The sequence below is a fragment of the Nonomuraea sp. CX421 genome (assembly GCF_059358955.1).
In genome coordinates this window covers 269,727-287,057 of record NZ_JCADBK010000007.1, presented here as the reverse complement: position 1 = coordinate 287,057, position 17,331 = coordinate 269,727, and the positions used below count along the sequence as shown (strand labels likewise).

At 70.3% G+C, this 17,331-nt stretch carries 16 protein-coding genes; 7 read left to right on the top strand and 9 right to left on the bottom strand.

Features of this window, described 5'->3' with window-relative positions; genetic code table 11:
- Positions 1-57: 57 nt before the first annotated feature.
- Positions 58-636, top strand: a complete 579-nt coding sequence (locus tag AC5L3X_RS16245) for a hypothetical protein (RefSeq protein ID WP_494857712.1) — start codon at positions 58-60, stop codon at positions 634-636.
- 25 nt (positions 637-661) lie between these two features.
- Here the strand turns inward: AC5L3X_RS16245 and AC5L3X_RS16240 are convergent, their stop codons facing one another.
- Entirely contained in the window at positions 662-2,149 is a 1,488-nt protein-coding gene (locus AC5L3X_RS16240; protein WP_494857710.1) for a phospholipid carrier-dependent glycosyltransferase, read from the bottom strand.
- 150 nt (positions 2,150-2,299) lie between these two features.
- Here AC5L3X_RS16240 and AC5L3X_RS16235 point away from each other — a divergent pair, with 150 nt between their 5' ends.
- The 3 genes from AC5L3X_RS16235 (at position 2,300) to AC5L3X_RS16225 (ending at position 6,342) form a co-directional block, all read left to right on the top strand.
- The gene (locus tag AC5L3X_RS16235; RefSeq protein ID WP_494857708.1) at positions 2,300-3,523 is read left to right on the top strand and encodes a glycosyltransferase family 2 protein; all 1,224 of its coding nucleotides are present in this window, start codon (positions 2,300-2,302) and stop codon (positions 3,521-3,523) included.
- Between the two features lie 84 nt (positions 3,524-3,607).
- Positions 3,608-5,389 carry a methionine--tRNA ligase gene (metG, locus tag AC5L3X_RS16230; protein WP_494857707.1) on the top strand — a complete coding sequence of 594 codons (1,782 nt, stop codon included), beginning with the start codon at positions 3,608-3,610 and terminating at the stop codon, positions 5,387-5,389.
- Positions 5,390-5,487: 98 nt separating this feature from the next.
- On the top strand, positions 5,488-6,342 hold the full coding sequence (locus AC5L3X_RS16225; protein ID WP_494857705.1) for a TatD family hydrolase: 855 nt from the start codon (positions 5,488-5,490) through the stop codon (positions 6,340-6,342).
- A gap of 58 nt (positions 6,343-6,400) precedes the next feature.
- On the opposite strand, the gene AC5L3X_RS16220 is transcribed toward AC5L3X_RS16225, so the two are convergent.
- Together AC5L3X_RS16220 and AC5L3X_RS16215 are read right to left on the bottom strand one after the other, a co-directional pair.
- Entirely contained in the window at positions 6,401-7,594 is a 1,194-nt protein-coding gene (locus tag AC5L3X_RS16220) for a hypothetical protein (RefSeq protein ID WP_494857704.1), read from the bottom strand.
- A complete protein-coding gene (locus tag AC5L3X_RS16215; protein ID WP_494857703.1) occupies positions 7,594-9,558 on the bottom strand; it encodes a serine/threonine-protein kinase in 1,965 nt (654 codons plus the stop codon). The genes AC5L3X_RS16220 and AC5L3X_RS16215 overlap by 1 nt, the downstream gene beginning before the upstream one ends.
- A gap of 71 nt (positions 9,559-9,629) precedes the next feature.
- Between AC5L3X_RS16215 and rsmA the strand changes: the two genes are divergently transcribed.
- Positions 9,630-10,490, top strand: coding sequence for a 16S rRNA (adenine(1518)-N(6)/adenine(1519)-N(6))-dimethyltransferase RsmA (gene rsmA, locus AC5L3X_RS16210; RefSeq protein ID WP_494857701.1), 861 nt, complete (start codon positions 9,630-9,632; stop codon positions 10,488-10,490).
- A 1,122-nt stretch (positions 10,491-11,612) separates the two neighbouring features.
- Positions 11,613-12,029, top strand: coding sequence for an NlpC/P60 family protein (locus tag AC5L3X_RS16205; protein ID WP_494857700.1), 417 nt, complete (start codon positions 11,613-11,615; stop codon positions 12,027-12,029).
- Positions 12,030-12,172: 143 nt separating this feature from the next.
- Here the strand turns inward: AC5L3X_RS16205 and AC5L3X_RS16200 are convergent, their stop codons facing one another.
- From AC5L3X_RS16200 to AC5L3X_RS16180, 5 genes are all read right to left on the bottom strand, one after another.
- Positions 12,173-13,000 carry an arginase family protein gene (locus AC5L3X_RS16200; RefSeq protein WP_494857698.1) on the bottom strand — a complete coding sequence of 276 codons (828 nt, stop codon included), beginning with the start codon at positions 12,998-13,000 and terminating at the stop codon, positions 12,173-12,175.
- Positions 13,001-13,168: 168 nt separating this feature from the next.
- On the bottom strand, positions 13,169-13,624 hold the full coding sequence (locus tag AC5L3X_RS16195; RefSeq protein WP_494857696.1) for a pyridoxamine 5'-phosphate oxidase family protein: 456 nt from the start codon (positions 13,622-13,624) through the stop codon (positions 13,169-13,171).
- Positions 13,625-13,739: 115 nt separating this feature from the next.
- A complete protein-coding gene (locus AC5L3X_RS16190; protein ID WP_494857694.1) occupies positions 13,740-14,366 on the bottom strand; it encodes a VOC family protein in 627 nt (208 codons plus the stop codon).
- A 5-nt stretch (positions 14,367-14,371) separates the two neighbouring features.
- A complete protein-coding gene (locus tag AC5L3X_RS16185; protein WP_189124072.1) occupies positions 14,372-14,830 on the bottom strand; it encodes a helix-turn-helix transcriptional regulator in 459 nt (152 codons plus the stop codon).
- A gap of 37 nt (positions 14,831-14,867) precedes the next feature.
- Complete coding sequence (locus AC5L3X_RS16180) at positions 14,868-15,278, bottom strand: VOC family protein (RefSeq protein ID WP_494857692.1); 411 nt, start codon at positions 15,276-15,278, stop codon at positions 14,868-14,870.
- Positions 15,279-15,471: 193 nt separating this feature from the next.
- Here AC5L3X_RS16180 and AC5L3X_RS16175 point away from each other — a divergent pair, with 193 nt between their 5' ends.
- The gene (locus AC5L3X_RS16175) at positions 15,472-16,374 is read left to right on the top strand and encodes a 4-(cytidine 5'-diphospho)-2-C-methyl-D-erythritol kinase (protein WP_494857690.1); all 903 of its coding nucleotides are present in this window, start codon (positions 15,472-15,474) and stop codon (positions 16,372-16,374) included.
- A gap of 163 nt (positions 16,375-16,537) precedes the next feature.
- Here the strand turns inward: AC5L3X_RS16175 and AC5L3X_RS16170 are convergent, their stop codons facing one another.
- Complete coding sequence (locus AC5L3X_RS16170) at positions 16,538-17,305, bottom strand: MerR family transcriptional regulator (RefSeq protein WP_494857689.1); 768 nt, start codon at positions 17,303-17,305, stop codon at positions 16,538-16,540.
- Positions 17,306-17,331 lie beyond the last annotated feature (26 nt).

Below are 17,331 nucleotides of genomic sequence, written 5' to 3'. Positions count from 1 at the left end.
CCTGGGGGTGCAGCCGGACACAGGTGAGGCCCAAGTGCGCCGGCCCAGGCTGGACGCATGGATCTGGCCGACGCCCTCAACCTGCTGAACGTGGACCTGAACACCGGCTCCGGCTCGGGAAAGCCCTCGCGAGGGGGCGGCGGTGGCCGACTGCCCGGACGCGTCGGCATGACCGTGCTCCTGCTGTGCTGGCTGGTGCTCGGTGTGGTGCCGTTCGCGGTCGCCGTGCCCGACTTCCGGCTCGCGACCGGCGAGATCGGCACCCCGGGCACCCTCACCGTGGTCTCCTGCACGGCTCTCGGCAAGGGCCGTTACGACTGCCGGGGACGGTTCGTCCCCGACGACGGCGGCGCCGCGACCATGGTGGCCGCCTCACCGGACTCGGCGGCGGGTGACGTCGGCCGGGCCCAGCTCACCCCCGAGGGCGACCGCGCGCTGCCGTCGGGCACGAAGGGCGTGCTGGGCGCGATGGCCATGCCCGCCCTCGGCCTCTGCGTGCTGGCCTTCCTGCCCTACTCCGTCATGTACGCGCTGCGCGTGCGGCGGGGCAGGAAGGCCGCCGTGGTCGGCGGCGGCGTGGTGACCGCGGCGTCGCTCGGCCTGCTCGTCGTGGCCGTCGTCGCCGCCTCCTCGTGACCGGGTCCGTACGCAGCCGCGACGCTCAGGCGGGCACAGTGGTGGACTCGGACTCCGACGCGCCGGCGGGCCGTGCGCGGCGCCACGAGACGCGGCTCAGCGTGATGGCCGCCGCGACGCAGGCCAGCGGCACGGCCGGCAGCACGTAGCGGTAGTCGAACTCCGCCGTCGCCGCCGGCGCCAGCAGCAGCCCGAACGCGCCCAGCCACGGCAGCACCACCGGCCCGCCCAGCGTGCGCCAGCGGACCGCGATGCCGTACAGGCCGACCAGCATGATGCCGCCCAGCACGATGCCGCGCAGGTAGAAGACCTGCTGGTAGCCGCTCATGATGTCGGCCCACGGCGAGACGATGCGCGTCTCGGGCGGGCCCTGCTCGTAGGCGAAGGCGTCGGTGTCGGTGCGGCCCTGGAACGACGGCCACGTGGGCAGCCGCTTCGGCCGCCCGGCGGCGTCGAGATCGTAGTAGGGCCTGAACTCGTACATGTTGTAGGTCGCCTCGTCGGGGAAGCGCGGGCGGTCCCAGTGGAAGGCGCGGAAGAAGTCGCGCGCCACCACGCGCAGGTAGTCGCCGGGCTGCGACAGGATCGCGCGCGTCGCGAACGCGCTCGCCGCCTCGTTGGTGATCTCGGTGAACTTCTTGCCCGCGCCCCAGCGATGCAGGACCTCACCGGTGCCCGTGCCGGCGCCGCCCTGGCCCCACAGATACCACTGCGCGTACTCCTTGCGCTGGTCGACCGGGTCGTTGATGCACAGCAGCAGGAGCTCGACCTCCTGGTACTTGTCGATGTTCATCCGGTCGCAGTCGGCGAAGATGGCCGTACGCATGTAAAGAATGAGCCCGTCGCTGTTGGTCATGGCGAATTTGCCCATGCTTGACGCGAACCAGCCCATGTACGTGAGGATCGGCAGCGAGCAGGTCACCACCACGGCCACGATCGGCTTCCAGCCGACCCGCTTGACCAGCAGGTAAACCACCACGAGCGCGAGAATCGGCGCGCCGATCGAGCGGGTCAGCCAGGTCAATGCCAGCAGCAGGCCGACCACCACACCGACCTTCCACGACATCCGCCGGTGCCACAGCACCAGCGTGATCGCCGCCACGACGAGCAGCGTGAACATCGAATCGGACATCACCAGCTGCTCCAGCTGGATCTGGTAGGCGTCGAACAGCACCGGCGCCGCAGCCAGCGTGGCCCCCCACTTCGGCAGCCCGAACTTCCGGCGCAGCAGCGCGTAGATCAGCACGGCCGTGGCCAGGCCCATCAGGTGCTGGGTGAACACCACCAGCGTGAAGCTGTGGAACGGCTTGAGCGCCAGCAGCCAGAACCCGTAGCCGTCGGGCCTGATCGGGTGTGGCCTCGGGTGCAGCGCCACCGAGACGTACTCGTAGGAGTCGTTGAACCACATCGCGGGGCCGTAGCCGAGCATGGTGATCAGCCGCAGCACCGCGCCCAGCGCGAAAGCGGCGGCGAACAACCGGTGCCGACGTAGGAACAGCAGCACACGTGCCATCCGGCCAGGGGCGGAGTGGTCCACAGGGGCTATCTCCGCGGCGCTCACCATGCTGTAAAGAATGCCAGTCGTTTTTAGGACTTGACCCGGCACACTCCGGGCACAGGGCATGATGGTGTGCTCTGGGAGCAGTGACTGAAGGGTTGAGACGTGGAACTGACGGTGGTCATGCCCTGCCTCAACGAGGCGGAAACCGTGGAAGTCTGTGTGCGCAAGGCATTGGCGTGCATGGAGGAGCACGGCATCGAGGGCGAAGTCCTGATCGCCGACAACGGGAGCACGGACGGCTCACAGCAGCTCGCCCGTGACGCCGGGGCCCGCGTGGTCCATGTCGACGAGAAGGGCTACGGCAACGCGCTCATGGGCGGCATCCGTGCCGCGCGTGGCAAGTACGTCATCATGGGCGACGCCGACGACTCCTACGATTTCACCTCGTTGCTGCCGTTCGTCGAGCAGTTGCGTGACGGTGCCGACCTGGTGATGGGCAACCGCTTCAAGGGCGGCATCTCACCCGGCGCGATGCCGCCGCTGCACCGCTACCTGGGCAACCCGGTGCTGTCGTTCATCGGCCGGCTGTTCTTCCCGTCGGCCATCGGCGACTTCCACTGCGGGCTGCGCGGCTTCCGGCGCGACTCGATCCTGCGGCTGCAGCTGCAGACGGGCGGCATGGAGTTCGCCTCCGAGATGGTGGTCCGCTCCACGCTGTCGGGGCTCGACGTGCGCGAGGTGCCCACCACGCTCGCGCCCGACGGCCGCAGCCGCCCGCCTCACCTGCGCTCCTGGCGCGACGGCTGGCGCCATCTGCGCTTCCTGCTCCTCTACAGCCCCAAGTGGCTGTTCTTCTATCCGGGCCTGGTGCTGATGCTCGTGGGGCTGGTCGCCGGCACCGCGCTGACCTTCGGCCCGGTGGAGATCGGCGAGCTGGCCTTCGACGTCGACACCCTGGTCGGGGCCTCGGCGGCGGTGGTGATCGGCTTCCAGGCGGCGCTGTTCGCGCTGTTCACCAAGGTCTACGCGGCCGAGGAGGGGTTCCTGCCGGAGTCCTCACGTGTCCGCAAGCTGATCGACATCGTGTCGCTGGAGAAGGGCCTGATCGCCGGTGGCCTGCTGGCGCTGGCCGGTCTCGTCGGCCTGGTGATGTCGCTGGCGCACTGGCAGGTGCGCAGCTTCGGCGCGCTCGATCCGCGTGAGTCGCTGCGGCTGGTCGTCCCCTCGGCCACGGCCCTCATCATGAGCTTCCAGACCATCTTCGCCGCCCTGTTCGTCAGCATCCTCGGCATCCGCCGGACCCGCGAGAGCTCCATCGACGTCGCGGCCAAGGCCGCCGAAGAGGCCGCCGAGGCCGTCTCCCGCGAAGACTCGCCCACCTACTGAGCTTTCTCCATCGCCCTGCCCACCGGCGCCGAAGGTTGCCTAATTCGTTCGAGGCGGCTATCCGTGCGCCTTAGGCTTGGAGCTATGTCCCAGCACATCTTGACCGCCGTCGCGTGGCCGTACGCCAACGGCCCCCGTCACATCGGGCACGTCTCAGGGTTCGGCGTGCCGTCCGACATCTTCAGCCGCTACCAGCGGATGGCGGGCAACAAGGTGCTGATGGTGTCCGGCACCGACGAGCACGGCACGCCCATCCAGGTCCAGGCCGACAAGGAGGGCGTGAGCGCCAGGGAGCTGGCCGACCGCTACAACCGGGTGATCGTCGAAGACCTGACCGGGCTGGGCCTGTCCTACGACCTCTTCACCCGTACGAGCACCGCCAACCACTACGCCGTCACCCAGGCCGTCTTCAAGGGGCTCTACGACAACGGCTATATCTTCCCCAAGACCACCATGGGCGCCATCTCGCCCTCGACCGGGCGCACCCTGCCCGACCGCTACATCGAGGGCACCTGCCCCATCTGCGGCTACGACGGCGCCCGCGGCGACCAGTGCGACAACTGCGGCAACCAGCTCGACCCGATCGAGCTGATCAACCCCAAGAGCCGCATCAACGGCGAGACCCCGGTGTTCGCCGAGACCGAGCACTTCATGCTCGACCTGCCGGCCTTCGCCGAGGTGCTCGGCTCCTACCTGCAGTCCAAGCAGGGCGAGTGGCGGCCCAACGTGCTCAAGTTCGCCCTCAACCTGCTGGGCGACCTGCAGCCGCGGGCGATCAGCCGCGACCTCGACTGGGGCGTGCCGATCCCGCTCGACGGCTGGCGCGACCAGCCCAACAAGCGGCTCTACGTCTGGTTCGACGCCGTCATCGGCTACCTTTCGGCCTCGATCGAGTGGGCCAGACGCTCCGGTGACCCCGACGCGTGGCGGCAGTGGTGGCAGAATCCCGACGCCCGGGGCTACTACTTCATGGGCAAGGACAACATCGTCTTCCACGCCGAGATCTGGCCGGCGATGCTGTTCGGCTACAACGGCCAGGGCGCGCGAGACGGGCGGCCCGGGGCGCTGGGCAAGCTCGACGTGCCGTCCGAGGTGGTCTCCAGCGAGTTCCTGACGATGGAGGGCCGCAAGTTCTCCTCCTCCCGTCAGGTCGTCATCTACGTCCGCGACTTCCTGGCGCGCTATGACGCCGACGCGCTGCGCTACTACATCGCCGTGGCGGGCCCCGAAAACCAGGACACCGACTTCACCTGGCAGGAGTTCGTCAACCGCAACAACGGCGAGCTGGTCGCGGCCTGGGGCAACCTGGTCAACCGGTCGATCTCGATGGCGGCCAAGAACTTCGGCCAGATCCCCGAGGCCGGCGCGCTGACCGACGCCGACCGGCGGCTGCTGGAGCGTTCGCGGGCGGCGTTCGGCCCGGTGGGCGCCGAGCTGACCCGCTCGCGGTTCAAGAACGCCATCACCGAGGCCCTCGACGTGGTCCGCGACGCCAACCGCTACCTCGCCGAGCAGGAGCCGTGGAAGCTCAAGGACGACGCCGAGCGGCAGAAGTCCATCCTGCACGTCGCCCTCCAGGTGGTCGACGACGCCAAGACGCTGCTCACGCCGTTCCTGCCCAGCTCGTCCAACAAGGTCCACGCCATGCTGGGCGGCGAGGGCGTCTGGTCGGGCATGCCGGAGATCCACGAGGTCGACGAGGACGGCGGCGCCTCCTACCCGGTGATCACCGGCGACTACCACGGCGAGGCCAGCTGGGAGCACCGGCCGATCAAGCCGGGCACCCCGCTGGCGACGCCGGTGCCGCTGTTCAAGAAGCTCGACCCCAAGGTCGTCGACGAGGAGCTGGCCCGCCTGGCCGACTGACACCGTGCGCGGCTCGGGCGCGGGCGGCTCTGGGACAGGCACGGGCGGCTCGGGGACGGGCGGCTCGGGCGCGGCGACGGAACGCTAGTTTAGGCTCCGTGAGCAAGATTCCCGCAGCTCCCGAGCCGCTTTCGGCTCCGGTGTTCGACAGCCACTGCCACCTCGACATCATGGTGGGCAACCGGCAGGCCTCCTCGGGCGATCCGGTCGCCCAGGCCGCGCAGGCGGCCTCGTCCACCGTGCGCGGCATCCTCGACGACGCCCGGGCCGTCGGGGTCACCCGGCTCGTCACCATCGGCTACGACCTGCCGTCCTCCCGGTGGGGCGCCGAGGCGGCGGCCGAGCACGACGACGTCTACGCCGGGGTGGCCGTGCACCCCAACGAGGCGCACGCCGCCACCCCGGAGACCCTGGCCGAGATCGAGGCGCTGGCCGGGCTGCCCGAGGTGCGGGCGGTGGGGGAGACCGGGCTCGACTACTACCGTGACTGGGCGAGCCGTGACGACCAGCACGCGAGCTTCCGGGCGCACATCGAGATCGCCAAGCGCACCGGCAAGGCGCTGGTGATCCACGACCGTGACGCGCACGACGACGTGCTGAAGGTGCTCGCGGCGCAGGGGGCGCCGCGGGTGGTGGTGTTCCACAGCTTCTCCGGCGACGTCGAGCTGGCCAAGAAATGCGCCGACGCCGGATATTTCATGTCATTTTCTGGGCCTGTCACGTACAAGAACGCCGGATATCTGCGCGAGGCCGCCCAGGTCGCGCCGGTCGAGCTCATGCTGGTCGAGACCGACGCCCCCTACCTCCCGCCGGTGCCGCACCGGGGCAGGCCTAACGCCCCCTACCTCATCCCGCTCACACTGCGCTGCCTGGCCGAGGTCAAGGGAATGCGGCCCGACGAGCTGTGCGAGGCTATCAGCGCCAACGGGATCACGGTCTTCGGCGCCTGGTGACCGGCTCGCGCCCGGACCGTCCGGCCCGCGTCAGCCGGCCGGGACGGTCCGTCCTGCGTCAGCCGCCGAGGGACATCCCGAAGTCGGCGCCCTTCGCGGGCTGGAGCGGCCTCGGCTCCTCCGCGTTGCGCCCCGCCACCAGGACCTTCCCGTACGGCGCGGCGTCGGGCTGGCCGATGTAGATCTTGTTGCCGCTGAAGGCCAGCGAATAGCCGAAGAGCTCACCCATGGGGGCGATCCGCCTGTCCTCGCCGCCGTCCTTGAGCGAGATCACCCGCACCCCGCCACCGTACGGCGCGCCGATGGCCAGTCTGCCGTCAGGGGACGCTGCCAGCGAGAAGCCGAACGCCTGCCTGCCACCCTGCCGTACTGTCCTGGTCGGGGTGAGCTTGGTGTCGAGTAACTGCACGTAGCCGGGGCCCGGCGCGCTCACCGCGAGCCCCGAGCCTTCCACATAGGCCACCGCGTAGCCGTACCTGTCGTAGGAGGCTCCGGTCGGTGAGTCCAGCTTCGTGCTGACGAGCTCTCCCGCCAGCACGTCGTTGATCACGACGACCGAGCCCGAGTCGATCTTCCCGCTGCTGACCTGGCGCCCGGTGCCGTCGTCGTTCTCGTACGGCACGCCGACGATCAGGGAGTTGCCCGCGCCCATCGCCAGCGACCAGCCGAACTGGTCGCTCACCTCGCTGTTGCCGCGGACGGTCTCCGACTCCTGGCTGATCCGGCGCAGCCTTCCCTCGCCCTTGCGCACGTAGACGGCGCCCACGTCGGACAACCGCGCCTCGTCCTCGTAAGGGGCGCCGATCGCCACCAGGTCCCCCTTGGCGGCCACCGACCAGCCGAAGTGCGCGCCACGCTGAACCTCGGTCGAGACGAGCCGGACCGGAGGCGCGGCGCCGCCGCCGTAGACGAGGTAGGCCGCGCCCGAGTCCTCGGAGCCTTCCAGGTCGGTGAACGGGGCGCCGACGATCAGATCGGCGCAGGCGTCGGCGTTGACCCTGGCCAGCGTCACCGACCAGCCGAAACCGTCGCCCGGGTTCAGGCCGGGCACCGAGACGGCCACGACCTTCTCGCCGGAGATCACATGCACGGCACCCTTGTCGCCGTCGCCGAACGGGTCACCCACGACCACGTCCTCGACGCCGTCACCGTCGAAGTCGGCGGGGCCCGAGCAGGCGACCGCCGACGCGGCGCCGCCGGGGAGCAGCGCCACCGCGGCCAGCAGCAGAGCCAGGAACGTCGATCGGATCATCACAGCTTGACCTCGACTTGCTTGCCGTCTTTGAGGAGGGTCGCGGTGAGCTCGACGGGCCTGCGGTAGAGAGGCAAGTCGAAGACGAAGACGCGGTCGATGCGAGCTCCCGGCGCGATCGCCTCGGGCAACTGCACCGGAGGCGGATCGTGGCGGGCGCCCTTGTCGTCCAGCAGGGTCACGACCGGGCTGCCGATCAGGTGCAGCGCGCCACCCGGGTTGATCATGGACCAGCGGACCACGCAGAGCTGGCCCTGGGTCTGCTGGACGTCCTGGTACTGCTTCAGGCCGCACTGCGGGGCCGTCGCGACGATCAGCTGTGGGTCGTCGAACGCGTTGCCGAGGGCGTACCTCCGGCCCACGTCGGTGGACGGCTGCCCGGTTGGGGCGGCGGCCGGCGACTGGGCCGGGCGTGGGGCGTTGCGGCTGGAGGTGACGATCAGCGTGCCCGCCGTGACGGCGATGGCCAGCACCGCCGCGGCGGCCGCGATCAGCCAGCGGGTGCCGCGCGGGCGCTGCTCCTGGGCCTCCCGGGCCTCTTGGGTCTCTTGGGCCTCTTGGGCCTCTTGGGCTTCTTGTGGCGGAATCGTGAGCAGCGAGTCGGGGGACTGTCCCGCGGGCGGCTGGTCCTGCCGTGGTCGTACCTCCCAGCGGGCCAGCTCCTCCCGGGCCGCCTGCTCTTCCCGCCGGGCGGCGTCCTCCAGGGGCGGCTGGGTCGGTGCCTGCCGCACAGAGGGGGTTTGCCGGCGCGCGGTGTCCTGGCGGGTGGGCGCATCCTGCTGGTGGGCCTGGGCCTGGGCCTGAGTTTGGGGCCGGCCCTGGGCCTGGCGGGGCTGGTCTTGCTGAGGTGTGCCCGGCTGGCTGCGCTGCTGGTCAGGCCGGGACCCGGCGTCGCCCTGGTCCTGGCGGGGCGGGGCGTCCTGCGGTAAGGACTGCGCGGATGGCGAGGACTGCGGGATCTGCTCCCGCAAGGTCGCACCCTTGCCGCCAGTGGGAGGCTTGGCCATGGTGTCGCTGGGCGGCGGTGTGGCGAACGTGGCTGTGATGTCGGGTTCGTCCACCACATTCTGCGGGGGTTCCCATTCGTTGAGCAGCTCTGTCGCCACCAGCGTGGGCGGGTCGGCAGCCGCGGGCGCCGGAACGCTGCCTCCGACCAGCGCGATCAGCAGATCCTGGGCCGAGGGCCGGGGACCTGGCTCCATCGACGTGGCGAGCCGTACGAGCTCGTTGAGAGGCGCGGGCAGCGCGCCCAGATCGGGCGGGGTGTGCAGCACCCGCGTGGCCATCGTGATGGGGTCGCCACGGCCGAAGGGGTGGCGGCCGTTGCCCGCGTAGGCGATCAGGCAGCCCCAGGCGAAGATGTCGGCCGCCGGGCTGACCGCCTGGCCGCGTACCTGCTCGGGAGCCCACCAGCCCGGGCTGCCGAGCAGCTCTCCGGACATCGTGAACCCGGTCTCCCGGTCGAGCGCCCTGGCGATGCCGAAGTCGATCACGCGCGGGCCGGAGAGGGAGAGGATGACGTTGGCCGGCTTGAGGTCGCGATGGACCAGCCCGGCCACGTGGATGGCGGCCAGCGCGGCCGCGACCCCCAAGGCGACGCCATGCAGCGGCCCCGGATCCAAGGCGCCATATTTCGCGATCTGGTCGGACAACGGGGTGCCCGCGATGTATTCGGTCACCATGTACGGCCGGCCGTCGCCGGTGTTGCCGTTGTCGAGCACCTGAGCGGTGCAGAACGACGCCACCCGGCGCGCGTTCTCCACCTCGGCGTGAAACCTGGCCGCGAATCCCTCCTGGTTCGCGAATTCGGCCTTCACCACCTTGACCGCGACGAACCGCCCCGTAGGCGCACGAGCCAGGAACACCGTGCCCATGCCACCCTCGCCCAGCCGCCCGAGCAACCGGTAGGGGCCGATTTCCCGCAGATCCGTCGGGCGAAGCGGCGCGGCGCCCGTTGGCTCCATGAGGGTCGTCCCTTCCTTTTCCAACGCCATCCTCCCCTGTGGTGCCCCCGTCCGCCATCGCAGGTTCTTCGATGCGGGAGACTGGTTGGATGATGAGGCTGTTGGGCCCTGCAGAAATACGTATTTTGGCGGACAAGCTGGATCTGCGTCCGACAAAAAAGCTGGGCCAGAACTTCGTGATCGACGGGGGAACCGTCCGGCGCATCGTAAGGGTTGCAGACCTCACGACGGAAGACGTGGTGATCGAAGTGGGGCCGGGCCTCGGCTCGCTCACTCTCGCGCTCCTGCCGTCGGCCCGCCACGTGGTGGCCGTCGAGATCGACCCCGTCCTGGCCGCCCAACTCCCCATCACGGTGGGCGAACGCGGTCTCGGAGACAGACTCACCGTCGTGGGCGCCGACGCGATGAAGATCGTGCCCGCCGACCTCGGCGACCTCCAGCCCACGGCTCTGGTCGCCAACCTGCCGTACAACGTGGCGGTCCCGGTGCTGCTGCACCTGCTGGAGGTGTTGCCCTCGCTGCGCAAGGGCCTGGTCATGGTGCAGACCGAGGTGGCCGACCGGCTCGCGGCCGGTCCCGGCTCCAAGGTGTACGGAGTGCCGTCGGTGAAGGCCGCCTGGTACGCCGACGTACGCCGCGCGGGGCCCGTGGGGCGGACCGTGTTCTGGCCGGTGCCCAACGTGGACAGCGGCCTGGTCTCGCTGACACGCCGCGATCCGCCTGTCACCAGCGCGTCGAGGCAGGAGGTGTTCGCGGTCATCGACGCCGCGTTCGCCCAGCGCCGCAAGACCCTGCGGGCGGCGCTGGCCTCCTGGGCCGGAAGCCCGTCGCAGGCCGAGACGGCGTTGCGCGCGGCCGGGGTCGAACCCTCCGCTCGGGGCGAGCAACTGGACGTCGAGACGTTCGCCCGCATCGCCGAACACAAGCCGTAGCGGGGAAGGCGCAGGCCAGGGCGCGAGAGCGCACCGGGTGTGCGCCGGTTATCCACAGCCGCGGCGCGAACGTGCGCCGACTGTCCACAGAACCACGTTCGGGTCCACGGCCGGATGGGCCGGCGGATGATCCTGAGGCCTCCACTCCTCTTTCGGCACTGGAGGCCATCCATGAAAACGCGCTTCTTCGCGCGGAGTTGCTGCACGTGGCTCACGCTCGGCGGAGGGCTGTTGGCCGGGCTCACCGCGCTTGCGGGCCCGGCGGCGGCCGCCGCTTCGCATCCTCTCGGCCAGCGGGTGACCACCGCCTGTCTAGGCGTGATCACCCTGCCGGGCGCGTACGCCCGGCTGCTCGACGGCTCTCGCATGCCGAGACCTGACCGGTCGGCCCGGCGCCCTCGGTCTCACCCCCTCGCTCCGCCCAGGGCCGACGCCCTGCCGGTGTCCTTCGCCGTCCGCCTCGAAGGCGAAGCCTCGGCCGATCCGCCCTTCAAGGTTCTCTTGACCCTGCCCGCCGAAGCATGCGCTCGCCAGGGGCGAGTGGCTGAGGCGCTGGTCCGCGCGGGCATCTCCCCCATCGGTCCGGCCGCTCCGCCGGCGGTGACTGGAGCAGGGCCCACGATCAGGCCCGTCGTTCGTCAAGACGCACCATCGACCCGTCCCCGGTTCGTCTCCAGGCCGCCTGCGGAGACCTCTCCAAACGCGGCCACATCGGGGGTCGTCGGGCCTTGGCACATCGAGGCCGGGGACGTCAGGCCCTGGCACGCGGGGATCGACGAGTTCAAGCTTCGGGACGGTGACTTCGGCGGCGCCATCAAGCTCTGGGCCGAGAGGCTAGGCGGGCTCAAGCCCCGGGATGGGGAGCCTGGTGGGTGGGACCCGCAGGTCGGGGAGCGTGGCGGCATCAGGGGCCGAGATGGAGGGCTCGCGGCGACCAAGGCTCGAGATGGCGAGCCGGCAGTCGGCGGCCCACGTGTCGGCGGCCCACGTGTCGGCGGGGAGCAAACCCCCAAGACCCCTACCGGCACGTCAGGGAGCCCCGAGGCCGGCAGGGGCGGCAAGGCCGGAGAGAGCAGCCATGCCACACAGGCAGGGAGCACCGGCAAGCGCGCAGGGACGACGGTGACCTTCAAGGGCGGTGTCGCGGCGGTCGCGGCCGTCGGCCAGGTGGGCACCCCTTTCTCCTGGGGCGGCGGCTCTTCCACGGGCCCCACCAAGGGCATAGGCAGGGGAGCGTCCACGACCGGCTTCGACTGCAGCGGCCTGACCCTCTACGCCTGGTCGAAGGCGGGTGTGCGGCTCGCCCACTACACAGGCTCCCAGTTCCGTCAGGGCCGCCGGATCTCCCTCGGCGACCTGCGCGAGGGAGACCTGGTCTTCTTCGGCGGCGGCGCCGGCGACCCGACGCACGTTGGCCTCTACCTGGGCGACGGCGTCATGGTCCACTCCCCGAAGACCGGTGACGTGGTCAGGAAGACCCGCTTCCTTGACTCGTCCTACTACCGCCCGATCTATCGCGGTGCCGTACGCCCAGGCTGAGACCGCACCGGCAGGCGGGTCCGCCCCAGGCCGCTCACGGTCCGGCGAATCCTTGGCCTGATTCGGGTGCGTCGGCGAGCGCGACGGCCAGCGCTGGGTCCCGTCGGCGGCCTTTCGTGCCCGTCGATCAGGCTGGGAGGGTGTCAACTCCTGGCGCAGACCTCTGCCAGCGCTTTGACCAGCGGGGCCAGGAGGTCCTGGTCCTCGGGGCGGCTCGGCTCGTACTCCGTGATGCCCAGTCCGGCGACCTCGTACCGCTCCGCCACAGCCGTGACCATGGCCAGGAGTTCATCGGGGTGAAACCCGTCGGGCTCGGGGCAGCCGACGCTCGTGAAGATGCGAGGGTCGAGCACGTCCAGATCGATGTGGACGTACACCGCCTTGCGGCCCGAGTCGGCGTGATCTTGCCCCGGGCTCTGCCGACTCCCGAGGAGGGGGCCGGCGATCGCGGCGGTGAGTGCGGCGGGGTCCGCGGCACGGATGTGCCGGATGCCGCTGGCCTCGATGAAGGCGGCCTCGGCCGGATCAAGGGCGCGCACCCCGGCGAGCACGATCTGGTGAGGTCGCAAGGGCTGATCCGGGACGAGACCTATGGGTCCTTCGCCGGTGAGGGCGCGCAGCACCATGCCGTGGAAGGCCCCGGATGGCGAGCTCGTAGGAGTGTTGAGATCCCCGTGCGCGTCAAACCACACGACCATCAATCGGTCCCCGTGCCGTCGCAACGCCTCGGTGATCGGCTCCAGTTCGACCCCGCAGTCACCGCCGATGGTGACCACCAGTCCGTCGGCCTCCGACAGGGCCGAACGAACCCTGGAAGCGGTCGTGGGCAGAGAATCGTCCACGTCCACGCGGAGGCGGCGGGCGGTGGGCACCATTTCGGCCAGCAGTCTTGCCCCCTTGTGGAGCCGTTCGGCCGTAGGCGAACCAGATCCTCGCCACTGCGGCACCTCGATAATCGTCATATCGGACATAGCGGTCATGCTAGTCATGGGATCTCGTGAAAGATCATGCTCGGCATGCCGCTGGATTGCGGGTCCGGCCGTGACATCTCGTGTCGTGTCCGAGCGTGTCCGAGCGTGTCCGAGCGTGTCCAGAGTCGCCGGGGCGGACGCGGCACGCGATGTGCTCCCGCGTGGTGGTCAGCCGAGCCAGCGGCCGTCGCGCATGAGGTCGCGTCCCCGCAGTTCGTTCGCCTCACGCCAGGCCTGGATGCGCCGCGGCCGGATCAGGAAATACTGGTAGGGCTCGTCGAGCTCGCGCGGGTCGAACCCTGTCCTCGCCGCGAACGCGTCGCCCGTCTCGGGGGCGAGGTCGGCGATGTCCACCGGCTCGGCGGTGCCTTCCACGACGACGACGTCGCGGGTCGGCCCAAGGCTGAGTCGCACCCGGTGGTCCGCCAGCAGGTTGTGGCTCGTGACCGAGGCGCGCGGCGTCGAGATGAGGAACACGGTCCCGTCCCAGAGATACGAGAGCGGGATCAGGTGGACGCCGCCAGGGGAGCCCGACGTCGCGACCCAGAGATCGACCTCGCTCTCCAGTTTCGCGCGGGTGTCCCGCAGCCTCTCGTCAAGTCCACGCGCCGGCGCGCCTGTCATCGGATTTCCTTTGCTGAAGACCCCCGGCTTCAGCCTGGGGAAAGCGAGCCTGCCGCGGAGCAGCGCGAGGGTCGGCGATCGGTCGTCAAGGGTAGTGAGCAGTGAACAGTGACAATCAGGGCATGGTCGCCGGCGATGCGGCCTCCCAGGCGAACCCGTCGGGGTCGGTGAACGGCCCGGCATCGCCACCGATCATGAGCCGGTGCGATCCGGTGCCGTCGGGAGAGACGCCGGCGTCCTTGGCAAGGGCACGGCGCCTGTAAAGCGCCAGCTTGACGGGGCTCGACTCGCCGGCGAACTCGACGTACACGCGGCCGAAGCTCTTGGCCACGGCAAGGCCTCGGTCGGTGTAGAACCGCTTGCTCGCGGTCACGTCCGCGACTCCGAGCAGGAGCACGAGCTCGTCGATCTGCCGGGTGGCCGGGCCGGTGTCCTTCTTCGCCGAGGTCGCGACCTTCCAGATCGTCCCGTCCGGGGCCTGTACGACGCCGCCGTAGCCCCAGAGCGACTTGGTGACCGGCTTCAGCGACGTGGCGCCGGCGTCGAGGGCGGCGTCGATGAGGCCGTTGACGGTGGACGGCTGGGAGACCGTGAGCGAGAGCGTGAACCCACGGAAGCCGGTGGTCGGTGCCTCCGAGGCCCGCAGGCGAATTTGCGTGTCCCGCCCGAAGGCCGTGGCGTAGAAGTGGCCGGCGGTCGTGGGGTCGGCCACGTCGAGGGTGACGGATGCGATGGATGCCATGGTCATCACGCTATTTGCGGCTCGGCGACCGGCGCTTCTTGATTCCTGATCGGTCTCGTCACCTGTTTGGCCACACACGGCGGCATCCCCGCCGCGGCGCTCATCGCGCGGCGCCGGTAGACACTGGGCGGCATGCCGACCAGCTCGGTGAAGCGGGTGCTGAAGGTGCCCAGCGATGAGCAGCCGACCGCGAAGCAGACCTCGGTGACGTTGAGGTCGCCACGACGCAGCAGCGTCATCGCGCGCTCGATGCGCCGCGTCATCAGGTAGCTGTAGGGCGACTCGCCATAGGCCAGCCGGAACTCCCTGCTGAGGTGCCCGGCCGACATGTGAGCGCCGCGGGCGAGAGCCTCGACGTCCAGCGGCTGCGCGTAGTCCCGGTCGATCCGGTCGCGGACGCGGCGCAGCCGCGCGAGGTCACTCAGGTGCGCGGTGCGTGCGCGCCCCCATGCGGGGTGACACATGAGAAACTCCTCTCGATGCCCGGAAGGCTCGGACGGCTCAGCGAAGCTCCTGGATGCGGACCAGGTTGCCCGCGGGATCGCGGAAAGCGCAGTCGCGGATGCCGTACGGCTGCTCGGTCGGCTCCTGGACGACCTCGGCGTCGCCGGCCTGCACCCTCTCGAAAGTGCCGTCGAGGTCCCGGGTGGCCAGCAGGATCCAGCCGTAGGTGCCCTTGGCCATCATCTCGGCGATGGTGCGGCGCTCGTCCTCGGTGATCCCGGGGTCGGCGGCCGGCGGCGCCAGGAGGATGGACGTGTCGGGCTGGCCGGCGGGGCCGACCGTGATCCAGCGCATCTTGCCCTGGCCGACGTCGCTGCGGACCTCGAAGCCGAGGATGTCGCGGTAGAAGGCCAGGGACGCGTCCGGGTCGTCATGCGGCAGGAAGCTCGTGTGAATGGTGATGTCCATGACGATCAGGCTAGGTGCTGCTCCGTGACCTGCGCTTCTCGATTCCTGACCGATCCGGCCACCTGTTCGGCCATGCACGGGTCGCATCCCCGGCTGTCGCGCGTGCCGCGCTGGGAAGCCCGCGTGGCGGGGAAGCGGGTCCGTATAACATCGGATGTCCTTGAGCCGGCGGCGATGAAATGGCAGAAGATTGATGAGTTCGGTGACCGTACGGGTGCCCGCGAAGGTCAACGTGCAGCTGTCCGTGGGGCCCCTGCGCGAGGACGGCTACCACGACCTGGTCAACGTGTTCCACGCCGTGTCCATCTTCGACGAGGTGGTGGCGAACGAGTCCGAGTCGATCACCGTGTCAGTCGTGGGCGAGTGGGCCCACCAGGTGCCGGTCGATGACGGCAACCTGGCTGTTCAGGCCGCTCGGGCCCTGGCCAAGCACGCCGGCCGCGCCTATGGGGCGGACCTGGTGATCCACAAGGCGATCCCGGTGGCGGGCGGCATGGCCGGGGGCAGCGCCGACGCGGCGGGTGCGCTGGTGGCGTGCAACGAGCTGTGGGGTCTCGGCCTGCCGTTCGAGGATCTCCTGGAGATCGCCGGTGACCTGGGGAGCGACGTGCCGTTCGCGCTGCTGGGTGGCACGGCGGTGGGCACCGGCCGGGGTGAGCAGCTCAGCGAGCTGCCGACGGGTGGTGTCTTCCACTGGGCGTTCGCGGTGGCCGACGGCGGGCTGTCCACCCCTCGGGTCTACGCCGAGTGTGACGCCCTGCGCGCGGCGGCGGGGGCCGAGGCGCCGTGGCCGCAGGCGGACGAGGCACTGCTGGCGGCTCTCCGCACGGGTGACGCCCCCGCGCTGGGCACCCGTCTCGCCAACGACCTGCAGCCGGCCGCCCTCGCCCTCCGCCCCGAACTGGCCGGCACCTTGGCGGCCGGTCGCGATGCGGGCGCGCTCGGCGGCCTCGTCTCCGGCTCCGGCCCGACCTGTGCCTTCCTCGCGGCCGACGAGGAGCACGCTCGGCGTCTCGCCGACGCGTTGTCCGAGTCGCCCTCCTGCCGCACCGCTCTGACCGCTCACGGCCCCGTCTCCGGCCCCCGCCCGGCCTAGCACCTTCCGTTCTGCCGGACCATGCCAGGCGCTGGTCGCGACGTGAGTGGCCTCGGCAGGCCGGGGCGACCTCAACCAGCGAGGTGAGTGGCCTCGGCAGGCCGGGTGCCTCGACCAGCGAGGTGAGTGGCCTCGGCAGGCCGGGGGCCTCGACCAGCGAGGTTCAGCTCAACCGGGCGTGCGCGTAGGCGAGCATGGCGTCGCGCATGTACCCGGACAGGCCCTCGGCGATCCGCTCATAGTTCGCACCGAACCGCTCGTCGTCGACCTGCATCCGAGCCAGGTGCGTGTACTCCGCCGCGGTCGGCGACCAGAACCGGGTCAGGTGCCGGTAGTGAGCGTCGAGTTCGGCGAGAACCGTGGGGTCGTCGGTGGGGGTGCCGGCGGTCATGAACTCGGCCATCCGCATCATTCCCGCCGTCGCCTCCTGGCCCAGGCGGGCGATCTCCTCGGGAGGCAGGGTGTCCAGGAGCTCCTGTTGCCCGGACCGCTCCCAGTGCTCCGGCCACCGCTCGCGGGCCTCCGCGCCGTAGCGCACCCCGTCGAACCCCTCGAACAGGTTCTCCGGCCTACTGATTCTGGACATGCCGCCCTTCCCTTCGCTCTCCTGGAGTTCGGTGATGGTGCGGGTCACCATGCGGGCCACGGCGTCCAGCCGGTCGCGCTCCCGCAGCAGCCGCCGATGGTGCTCGCGCAACGCCTCCACCGGGTCGGTGTGCCGATCGATGATCTCCTTGATCTCGGCGAGACCGAGGTCGAGCTCACGCAGCACGAGGATCTGCTGCAACCGCAGCAGCTGGTCCTCCTCGTAGTGGCGATAGCCGTTCCCGCCGACCCAGGCGGGTGTCAGCAGCCCGATCTCGTCATAGTGGCGCAGAGTCCTCGACGTCACTCCCGACATCCGCGCCACCTGTGCGATCGACCATGCCATGGCCCGCTCACCCGTTCCCTGCCCAT

What these genes read in the sequence shown, in the direction of transcription:
- AC5L3X_RS16190 (WP_494857694.1), bottom strand. Translation starts at nt 14,366, where the DNA reads ATGGCATCCATCGCATCCGTCACCCTCGACGTGGCCGACCCCACGACC.
- AC5L3X_RS16180 (WP_494857692.1), bottom strand. Translation starts at nt 15,278, where the DNA reads ATGGACATCACCATTCACACGAGCTTCCTGCCGCATGACGACCCGGAC.
- rsmA (WP_494857701.1), top strand. Translation starts at nt 9,630, where the DNA reads ATGCGGGAGACTGGTTGGATGATGAGGCTGTTGGGCCCTGCAGAAATA.
- metG (WP_494857707.1), top strand. Translation starts at nt 3,608, where the DNA reads ATGTCCCAGCACATCTTGACCGCCGTCGCGTGGCCGTACGCCAACGGC.
- AC5L3X_RS16170 (WP_494857689.1), bottom strand. Translation starts at nt 17,305, where the DNA reads ATGGCATGGTCGATCGCACAGGTGGCGCGGATGTCGGGAGTGACGTCG.
- AC5L3X_RS16175 (WP_494857690.1), top strand. Translation starts at nt 15,472, where the DNA reads ATGAGTTCGGTGACCGTACGGGTGCCCGCGAAGGTCAACGTGCAGCTG.
- AC5L3X_RS16215 (WP_494857703.1), bottom strand. Translation starts at nt 9,558, where the DNA reads ATGGAGCCAACGGGCGCCGCGCCGCTTCGCCCGACGGATCTGCGGGAA.
- AC5L3X_RS16195 (WP_494857696.1), bottom strand. Translation starts at nt 13,624, where the DNA reads ATGACAGGCGCGCCGGCGCGTGGACTTGACGAGAGGCTGCGGGACACC.
- AC5L3X_RS16245 (WP_494857712.1), top strand. Translation starts at nt 58, where the DNA reads ATGGATCTGGCCGACGCCCTCAACCTGCTGAACGTGGACCTGAACACC.
- AC5L3X_RS16220 (WP_494857704.1), bottom strand. Translation starts at nt 7,594, where the DNA reads ATGATCCGATCGACGTTCCTGGCTCTGCTGCTGGCCGCGGTGGCGCTG.
- AC5L3X_RS16200 (WP_494857698.1), bottom strand. Translation starts at nt 13,000, where the DNA reads ATGTCCGATATGACGATTATCGAGGTGCCGCAGTGGCGAGGATCTGGT.
- AC5L3X_RS16240 (WP_494857710.1), bottom strand. Translation starts at nt 2,149, where the DNA reads ATGGCACGTGTGCTGCTGTTCCTACGTCGGCACCGGTTGTTCGCCGCC.
- AC5L3X_RS16185 (WP_189124072.1), bottom strand. Translation starts at nt 14,830, where the DNA reads ATGTGTCACCCCGCATGGGGGCGCGCACGCACCGCGCACCTGAGTGAC.